Origin of the sequence: Hominimerdicola alba 8, assembly GCF_000178155.2 — a bacterium.
In the GTDB taxonomy this organism is placed as follows: domain Bacteria; phylum Bacillota; class Clostridia; order Oscillospirales; family Ruminococcaceae; genus Hominimerdicola; species Hominimerdicola alba_C.
In genome coordinates this window covers 1-8549 of sequence record NZ_ADKM02000119.1, presented here as the reverse complement: position 1 = coordinate 8549, position 8549 = coordinate 1, and the positions used below count along the sequence as shown (strand labels likewise).

The 8549-nt window shown below is 43.7% G+C and carries 6 protein-coding genes, 1 tRNA gene and 1 rRNA gene; 2 read left to right on the top strand and 6 right to left on the bottom strand.

Annotated features, from left to right (window positions below):
* Positions 1–63 precede the first annotated feature (63 nt).
* From CUS_RS14100 to CUS_RS14090, 3 genes are all read right to left on the bottom strand, one after another.
* A complete protein-coding gene (locus tag CUS_RS14100) occupies positions 64–2640 on the bottom strand; it encodes a hypothetical protein (protein ID WP_002851899.1) in 2577 nt (858 codons plus the stop codon).
* Positions 2641–3263: 623 nt separating this feature from the next.
* Positions 3264–4202, bottom strand: a complete 939-nt coding sequence (locus CUS_RS14095; RefSeq protein ID WP_002851894.1) for a glycosyltransferase family 2 protein — start codon at positions 4200–4202, stop codon at positions 3264–3266.
* Positions 4203–4225: 23 nt separating this feature from the next.
* The gene (locus CUS_RS14090) at positions 4226–5797 is read right to left on the bottom strand and encodes a DUF2142 domain-containing protein (protein WP_002851889.1); all 1572 of its coding nucleotides are present in this window, start codon (positions 5795–5797) and stop codon (positions 4226–4228) included.
* A gap of 251 nt (positions 5798–6048) precedes the next feature.
* Between CUS_RS14090 and CUS_RS14085 the strand changes: the two genes are divergently transcribed.
* Positions 6049–6366, top strand: a complete 318-nt coding sequence (locus CUS_RS14085; protein WP_002851897.1) for a low molecular weight protein tyrosine phosphatase family protein — start codon at positions 6049–6051, stop codon at positions 6364–6366.
* 31 nt (positions 6367–6397) lie between these two features.
* Positions 6398–7258, top strand: a complete 861-nt coding sequence (locus tag CUS_RS14080) for a GIY-YIG nuclease family protein (RefSeq protein WP_002851892.1) — start codon at positions 6398–6400, stop codon at positions 7256–7258.
* 50 nt (positions 7259–7308) lie between these two features.
* Here CUS_RS14080 and CUS_RS14075 read toward each other — a convergent pair whose 3' ends face one another.
* From CUS_RS14075 to rrf, 3 genes are all read right to left on the bottom strand, one after another.
* Complete coding sequence (locus CUS_RS14075; protein WP_002851898.1) at positions 7309–8172, bottom strand: phosphoribosylaminoimidazolesuccinocarboxamide synthase; 864 nt, start codon at positions 8170–8172, stop codon at positions 7309–7311.
* Between the two features lie 105 nt (positions 8173–8277).
* Positions 8278–8353 (bottom strand) — tRNA-Asn (locus CUS_RS14070).
* 36 nt (positions 8354–8389) lie between these two features.
* Positions 8390–8506, bottom strand: a 5S ribosomal RNA gene (rrf, locus tag CUS_RS14065).
* Between the last annotated feature and the right edge of the window lie 43 nt (positions 8507–8549).

Below are 8549 nucleotides of genomic sequence, written 5' to 3'. Positions count from 1 at the left end.
CGGGCAGCTTCAATAGAAGCTGCCCGTTTCCTTTCAAAAATTATTCTATTGGAGGATCTTGAATTACTTGATAGTTACTGTGAAGATTCTGCTGTTCATAGCACCGAGATCCCACTTGCCGTTTACCTTAGCGCAAACCAGCATCTCATAAGATGAGCCTGCTCTCAGCTTAGGCGATGTGAATGTGGTCTTGTCAGTGTAAGCCTGAACCTTCCACTTGCCTGCCAGCTTAACAGCGATACCGTACTGCTGAGCGCCTTCAACAGCGTTCCAGCTCAGTCTGAACTGATGGAATTCCTCGTTGTATTCAATGTTCTCTACTATAGGATACTTAGCAGCAGCATCGTTAGGAGTTACAGTGATAGCGTTTGAGAAGTCCATGTTCCACTGACCGTCGAACATTGCTATAACAGCTACCTTGTACTCATTGCCTGCCTTAAGACCGTTCAGTACATAAGATGTAGGATAGCCCTGATTGAGCAGAGTCCATGAACCGTTCTGATAAGCAACGATACCGTACTTCTCAGCGCCTTCAACAGCAGTCCAGGTCAGCTTAACGCAGCCGTCGCCCTTTTCAAAGGTGATATCGGGAGTCTTGTCAACGTCGATGATCTTCTCCATTGTGGAAGCGATCTTAACGCCGTCAACTTCTGCGATAGCGGTGTAGATGATCTTGTCGCCTACAGTTTCAGAAGTAACTTCTGCATCATAAGTGATAGTGTCGCCGCATTTTACGCAAGTTTTCTTCATGGTAGCGGTGTAGGTGCCGTCATCATTAGGTATCCAGCTCCATGTAGCAACGCCGTACTCATGATCTATCATATCGATATTATCGATAGACTCGGAAACAGTTGTGAACGCAGCGTTCTCAAATGTTGCATAGTAAGTAGTTTCGCCCATCTTCGAGCAGGTAGCCTCTCTGGTCACCTTGCTGGTAACAACGCCGTATTCCTCGATATTATCATCAACATCACCGTTCAGGCATTCGCTTACTGCATAGCACTCGGTATGGTCTTCGTTCCAAGTATATACGGGATCAGCATACTTAGCTTCTAACTTAGCTATCGGAACTTCATTGATCTGTGTTTTAAATTCGGCGTTCTCGAACTTAGCGGTGTAAACGCCCTTACCTTCTTCTCTTACAGTAGCTTCTTTTTCTACCTTGTACTCAACAACAGCTTCCTCAGTTTCAGTTTCATCGCAGTTCTTGCAGGTACGGGTAGCGGTACACTTTAAGCCGTCCTCAGTTTCTGTCCATACATATTCAGGATCAGCAAATTCGTGGTCTGCCAGAGGCAGTTCTACCTTATGCTCTTCATCGCAAACATAGAGTTTGCCATCATATTCAACAGATGCGGTGTATTCGATATAGCCTTGCTCGGTGCAGGAAGAAGGATGTACTTCCTCTTCTACCTCTGCAAGAGCTGCGCCGTAAATAGGCTTTTCATGGTCAGAGCACTTGAAGTGAGCAACTGCACTGTTGTTTTCGTCCCAGTGCCATGTAGGTACCCAATTATGACCCTTTGCTTCTTCTTCATATTCCTTGCTGTCGGTATATGTTTCACCTTCAAAAATAACAGTAGCAGTGTAGATAGCAGAACCGCCTTCTTCACAAGTAGGCTCAACTATATATTCCTTAGTGATATCATCTGCATCGGCATCAGTCTGGTCATCATCGTTGATACAGTAGAATGTTGCAACAGCTGTTTTGGTATTGTCATCCCATTTCCAAACGGGGGCTTCATAGGTATGACCTGTAGCCTCGATATCATCGACTGTGATGGTCTGAGTTTCAAATCTCTGGTCCTTGAACACAGCGGTATAGGTGGTCTTGCCATTTTTGGTGCAGGTAGCCTCATCGCCTTCTGCAACAAACGAAGTCGTATCAACTTTTTCAACTATTGCGTCAGCTTCGGTGCCGTTTTCGCAGGGCAGAGTTGCTGTAGCGGTCTTATAATCGTCAGACCACTTATACTCAGGCTCACCGTACACAGGTGTCAGCTTAGGTATCGTAACTTCTTTTATCTGCTTTTCAAATACAGGATCTTCAAACTCGAATACGTACTGACCAACACCCTCAGCAGATACGGTCGCAGGTTTTACCTCACTGAATTTGCCATTAACTACCTCTTCTTTGGGGTGGTCACCATTTTCACAGATGCAGGTAGCTGTACAAACTGAATCATCCTGAGTGAAATCATATGTGGGAGTCTGCCACTTATGTCCGGTCGCGGGAACTATATTTATTTCCTTATAATCGGAAACCGTCTTGTCTTCAAAAGTAGCTACAGCGGTATAAACGGTCTTACCGACTTTTTCACAGGTAGGTTCGATAACTTCCTTAGTTACTACACCTGCTACATTTTCTCTCTCAGTGCCTTTAGTAAATACGAACAGTGCAACATACTCCTGCTCTTCATCTTCATACCACATGCACCTTGAGTATTCCCATTCATCTTCAGAAACTTCGATATCAACATTGCCTAACTCATTATCATCGATATTCTCGCCTTCAGCGCTTGCAACAATTGCTGTGCCTCCTGTCAAAAAGCCTCCAACGTTCGCAGGTACAGTGCCCGCTACAAGAGTCAGTGCCATCATTCCGGAAACGATCTTCTTCCAGTTTTTGTTTTCAGTCATTGTCTTTTTCCTCCTTCAAGAAAATATTAATAAAATAATTTTGAAATGAATAAGAGCGCCACGAAAAAACGCCATTATTTCCATCGTTCAAATGAGAAAGAACATTTTACCACTTTTGTACCTTACATACAAAATATTTCAAAATATTAAGTGAATAATAGTTCTTTTCTCCCTGTGCTTGACATTATAACACATATTCATAATTATGTCAATACTTTCCGAAATAAATTTTATAATTTAATCAATGTTTTCTAATATAATTCAAATAATTAATCAAACATTATCATTATTCCACCATATATAGTACATTCAAAAGTATACTTTGTCAATATATGGTTAAAACCGTTTCTGTGGTCTAATAAATTTTTTCTTTTTACTATAATATTTCGTGGTTATTCCGCTGACACACCACAAAAACGGCGGTTTTACAGAACTTAAGGTGGTTGGCGGATATCTTTCCCCCGCCTGCGGCGGGGGAAAGATATCCTGCGATCAATTATCCTTTTGTTTACCGCATTTTCAGCCGGTGTGCTAAAGGGATAGTCATATAATTTTTTCCGGTTTTTCAGGCAGAAAAGCACAAAAAAAGTCCGCGAATAAATTTCACGGACTTGTGTTTGATATTATTTTGTTTTTTTGCCATACCTCATGGCTTGTTTTAATCTGAACTCAAACTCGCGGCGTTCTTTCTGCCACAGCGAGTCAAGTATCATGCCGCTGAAAAATGACAGCAGTGCTGAAAGTCCCACAAAACCACAGACTATCAGTGTAGGGAATTTTTCGACCACATGTGTTTCACGGAAAGGAAGCCATACCTGCGAGATGAACACCACAAGGTCAATTATAAGCAGTATAGCCGCCACCAGTGAGAAGAACTGCAAAGGTCTGTAATTTCTGAACAGGTTGAGTATTGTCTTAAGCACGCGCATACCGTCAGAGAATGTGTTCAGCTTTGACTCACTGCCCTCAGGTCTGTCGCGGTACTCGATTATGACATTCTCCACCGACATATTCATGGATATGGCATGTATCGTCATTTCAGTTTCTATCTCAAAACCCCTCGAAAGTACGGGGAAAGTCTTTATGAAGCGGTAGCTGAAAGCGCGGTAGCCTGTCATGATATCCTTGATATCGCACTTGAATATCTTGTTTATGCAGAAGCGCACCAGCGAATTTCCGAAATTGTGGAAAGGCCGCTTGTTCTCCTGAAAATAAGTAGAGGACAGTCTGTCACCGACCACCATATCTGTCTGCCTGTTAAGCACCTTATCTACCATTTCAGCGGCATATTCAGCGGGATATGTGTCATCGCCGTCAACTATTATGTAGCACTCGGCTTCTATCTCCTGAAACATGCGGCGCACCACATTGCCCTTGCCCTGCTGGTATTCATGGCGCACAACAGCGCCCGCTTTTTCCGCAATGGCGGCAGTGTCATCTGTTGAATTGTTGTCGTAAACATAGACCACGCAGTCTTTCAGCGAATTTTTGAAATCGGTAACGACTTTTTCTATGGTCTTTGACTCGTTATAGCAAGGTATCAGTACAGCGACTTTATCCATCATATTACTCCTTGAAAATTATTTTAAAGGCAGGCAAGCAGAACATCTATGCCCGCGCAGACATTTATGAACAGTATCAGATATTCAGCCGATACAGTGACCGTCTTATTTTCAGACTGTGAATCGCTGAAAACCTTTGTGGGATTGTGCAGTGCGAAATACAGCGGGGGAAGCAGTGCTATGAAATATCTGCCCTGAATACCCTTTATCATATCGCTGTGAGGGGGCGTCCACTGTAGGTAGATGCTGGCATTTATCAGCATTATTATCGCAAAGACTATCACGCCGAAGATGATATTCTCCGACCAGACGGTCTTTTCGGCAGTTTCACCGCTCTTCCCAGCCTTGCGCCATGCGGCAACTCTCGGCAGGTCGATAAATGCGATAACAAGCATCAGCAGGTAGACCAGAGCCAGCAGTTTGCTGGTTTCGATATTCAGTGCGCCCAGATAGCCGCCTATCATCATCAGCGCCCATCTCTCAGCACTGTGTACGGCAGTCCTCACCATTACGACCACGTAGTTTATCGGGTCGTGCAGGATATAGCGCAGCTGTTCGTTGGCATCAGTACCGGGTATAGTGAGGAACTTCTTGCAGATACTCAGCCATACCAGATTGCTGCCCACTGCCAGCAGTGCCATGACTGCGGCGTGTATCAGCTTTTTATTGGTGCTGCCGAAACGTTCCGCAGGTATAAGGAAATATATCATACAGATGGGCAGATAAACTATCTTTAGCAGACTTATCGCCAGTGCCATGACATACAGCAGCACATACTGTCCGAACTTCAGCTTGTCTTTCTGCACGAACCTGAGATGCAGCACGTATGCGAACATCAGGAATGCCACCGCCACCACAAGACCATCGGGCGAAAGCGAGGTGGACTCATAAATGTTCATCGGCAGCAGCGAGAACAGCATCAGCAGTTCTTTTTTCATCGGTATGACCTTTATGGCGAAGAACAACACAAGCGTTATCACCAACCAGTTAGTGACTCTGCCCGCGTAAGCGATGGCAGCTATGTTATCCGTCAGGTGGCGTGCCACAAATATTCCTGCCGACTGCGGCAGATAGGAAACGGGACAGTAAAGCGAAAGGTTGGTGAAAACGAGGAACGGCTCGTTTTCGGTGAGGGTCATGCCCTTATTTTCCGAAAAAGACTGCCAGCTGTTTTCCAGCAAAGTGAGGTCAACATCAAGCGGAAGTTCTCTGCCGCCCTGACCTGTACCCTCCTGCACTTCCGACACCACTCCGCCAACGGATATCTCGTAGCTTCGGTAAAAGTGACCCGTTTCATCGGGTGCTTTGAAAACAGTTCCCGAAAACATGTAGACCATGCTGAGAAGCGTCCAGATAACAAGAAAATTCTTCTCTACAGACAGCTTGTGCAAAAACGGCAAAGCTATCACCGCACCAACGATGCAGGCAAGCACCACAGCCGTGTGGAATGCAGCCGCCCCGCCTGTCAGCGATGAAAAGCCGTATCCATTCAGTTTTATAAAAACAGCCGCCGCCACAAGCAGAAAAGCTGCGGCGAAAAGCATAGACCTGTATTTTTTTGACAGTTCGGATATATCCGAAATTTTTAAACTCATATATAACTCCCATATACTGCTGCGCCCTGCAAAAAGCGCCTGAAACAGACCTTTCAGAAACGCAGGATCATCATCTGCTAAATTTATTTCATACTCTTAAATTATAGCACATAAGGTATCATTTGTCAACCGAAAAGCGCTTATTTTCGGGGTTTTGCTTTAAAATTCGAGTGGAGCGGCGTGTATGCGGTTGACCATTTGGCAAATTTATGATATAATGTTACAGAATAATTGCAGGAGAATATTTTTATATGAAAATTTTATTTCTATGCAGCCAGAACAAACGGCGCAGTCTGACAGCTGAAAAATATTTTGACGGTTACAACGGTCATCAGGCAAGGTCTGCGGGCACCGAGAACAACTCCCGAATAAAGGTGACTGAGGGACTTCTGGGTTGGGCAGATATTATCTTTTGTATGGAGAAAAAGCATGTCCGCAGGATAAAAGAAAAGTATCCCGACACACTGGCAGGCAAGAAAGTCATCTGCCTTAATATCCCCGATGAATACGCCTATATGGACGATGACCTCATAGAAGCGCTTGACAGCGCGGTGAGCGGGTGCCTGTGATTGTTTTAAAATATTAACGAGGAGAATTGATATGAAAACCAATCTTTTACTTTCAGATTTGTTGAAAAACAACAATATTGACCCTAGCGAAGTAGTGCTGATACGCCATGTATTAAGCAGCAAGCATTGCAAAGAATGTTATGATAAAGGATTTATCAAAGAGTATACACAAATACAGGGTAAAAACAAACAGATGCTCAAAAAATCAAAATACTGGATGGTATTTATAAATACAAGCGGAACTCAAGCAAAATTATACCGTATGTATAAGTACAAAGGATATTCTTCAGTAACAGAAAATCAAATGCCTGAGGGATTTCCTTTTCCGGAAATGTACACAGGTGATTCTAATTTTTACGAATTAGAAGAAACAGAACTCTTTGAAGACTTAATTGACCGACTTATAATAGAATGGGGCGGCGCTACTCAATCATGGTATCAGAATGCAACAAAACACAAGCCTATCGTTGCCATAAATAACCAAAGCAAACATGTATTTGAGGGTTATGAAAACTGCATATATACATTTGACCAACTTAAAGAAATAGTTGATGATATGGGCATGGGCATATATGAAGACCATTACAAAGCATTATCACAGGTAAAAGGTGTTTATCTTATCATTGATACTACAGACGGTAGGCAATATATAGGGTCAGCGTATGGTGAAAAAGGCATATTCGGACGCTGGTCAGAATATGTAAATACGCATCATGGCGGCAATGCAGAGTTTATCAAACTATTGAAAAATGAACCTGAAAGATACAGAAAATTCAGGTTTACCATTCTGAAAATTTTTTCAGAGGGTGCAACGGTAAAAGAAGTACTCGATGCAGAAGACCTTTACAAAGCAAAGCTAGGTTCAACTGAATTTGGCTTAAATGACAACTGATAAACAAAAAATCGCCTCGTCAACCCAATGACGAGGCGATCATTTTATTATTACTTATACTCAGCGTTGCCTGTGATCTTGGTGTAGCACTCCTTGTAGAGAGCAGCAGTCTTTTCAACGATCTCAGCAGGCAACTCAGGTGCGGGAGTAACGCCGTTGAGCTTGTTCTCGATAAGCCAGTCACGAACGAACTGCTTGTCGTAGGATCTTGGAGAAACGCCTGTCTTGTAGTCCTCAGCAGCCCAGAAACGGCTTGAATCGGGAGTCATTACCTCGTCACCCAGTGTCAGCACGCCGTTCTCGTCATAACCGAATTCAAACTTTGTATCAGCAATGATAAGACCCTTTTTCTTAGCATCTTCGTAGCACTTATTGTAGATCTTAACACAGATATCAGCGATCCTGTTTGCTTCCTCAGCGCCGATCTCCGCTCTGAGCCTGTCCATAGTGATATTTTCATCATGACCCTCGTTGTTCTTAACAGAAGGGGTAACGATAGGCTCAGCCAGCTTCTGTGCCTGAACGTATTCACCTTCAACGGGCTTGCCGCAGAAAGTCTTGTTCTCCTTATATTCAGCCCACATGCTGCCGAACATGTAACCTCTTACGATGAATTCATAAGGCAGCATCTTCAGCTTTTTGGTGAGGATAGTTCTGCCCTGATAATTCTCCTTGTCATATGCGAAAAGGTTGGGCATATCGGACAGTTCAGCAGAAACGATATGGTTTGGAATAATATCCTTTGTGAGGTCGAACCAGTAGAGTGCGATCTGATTGAGCGCCTTGCCCTTGTTAGGGATAGTCGAGTTGAGGATAACATCAAATGCAGATATCCTGTCTGTGGTCACCATTACGAGCTGACCTTCGTCTGTTTCATAAACTTCTCTTACCTTGCCTGAAATGATCTTCTTCATAAAAAACACCTCTTAAGTTTAATTTTTTCTGCCGTAAGATCAACCTCGCAGAAACCATATGAAATATAAAAGAAAGTCCGCAAACAAAAGGTTTACGGACTTTTGTGGCTCCCCCTGCCCGGCTCGAACGGGCGACAACTCGGTTAACAGCCGAGTGCTCTACCGACTGAGCTAAGGAGGAATATGGAGATATGGGTTTGAAACCATATCTCATTTGTGTCGGCGACAACTTATTTTCCCGGGCGGTCGCCCGCCGAGTATTTTCAGCGAAGATGAGCTTAACTTCTGTGTTCGGCATGGGAACAGGTGTGACCTCATCTCAATGATCACCGACTAAATTGTAGAGGCAACAGCCTCAAAATTGAATAATGAAAGCG

What these genes read in the sequence shown, in the direction of transcription:
- CUS_RS14100 (WP_002851899.1), bottom strand. Translation starts at nt 2,640, where the DNA reads ATGACTGAAAACAAAAACTGGAAGAAGATCGTTTCCGGAATGATGGCA.
- CUS_RS14090 (WP_002851889.1), bottom strand. Translation starts at nt 5,797, where the DNA reads ATGAGTTTAAAAATTTCGGATATATCCGAACTGTCAAAAAAATACAGG.
- CUS_RS14080 (WP_002851892.1), top strand. Translation starts at nt 6,398, where the DNA reads ATGAAAACCAATCTTTTACTTTCAGATTTGTTGAAAAACAACAATATT.
- CUS_RS14095 (WP_002851894.1), bottom strand. Translation starts at nt 4,202, where the DNA reads ATGGATAAAGTCGCTGTACTGATACCTTGCTATAACGAGTCAAAGACC.
- CUS_RS14085 (WP_002851897.1), top strand. Translation starts at nt 6,049, where the DNA reads ATGAAAATTTTATTTCTATGCAGCCAGAACAAACGGCGCAGTCTGACA.
- CUS_RS14075 (WP_002851898.1), bottom strand. Translation starts at nt 8,172, where the DNA reads ATGAAGAAGATCATTTCAGGCAAGGTAAGAGAAGTTTATGAAACAGAC.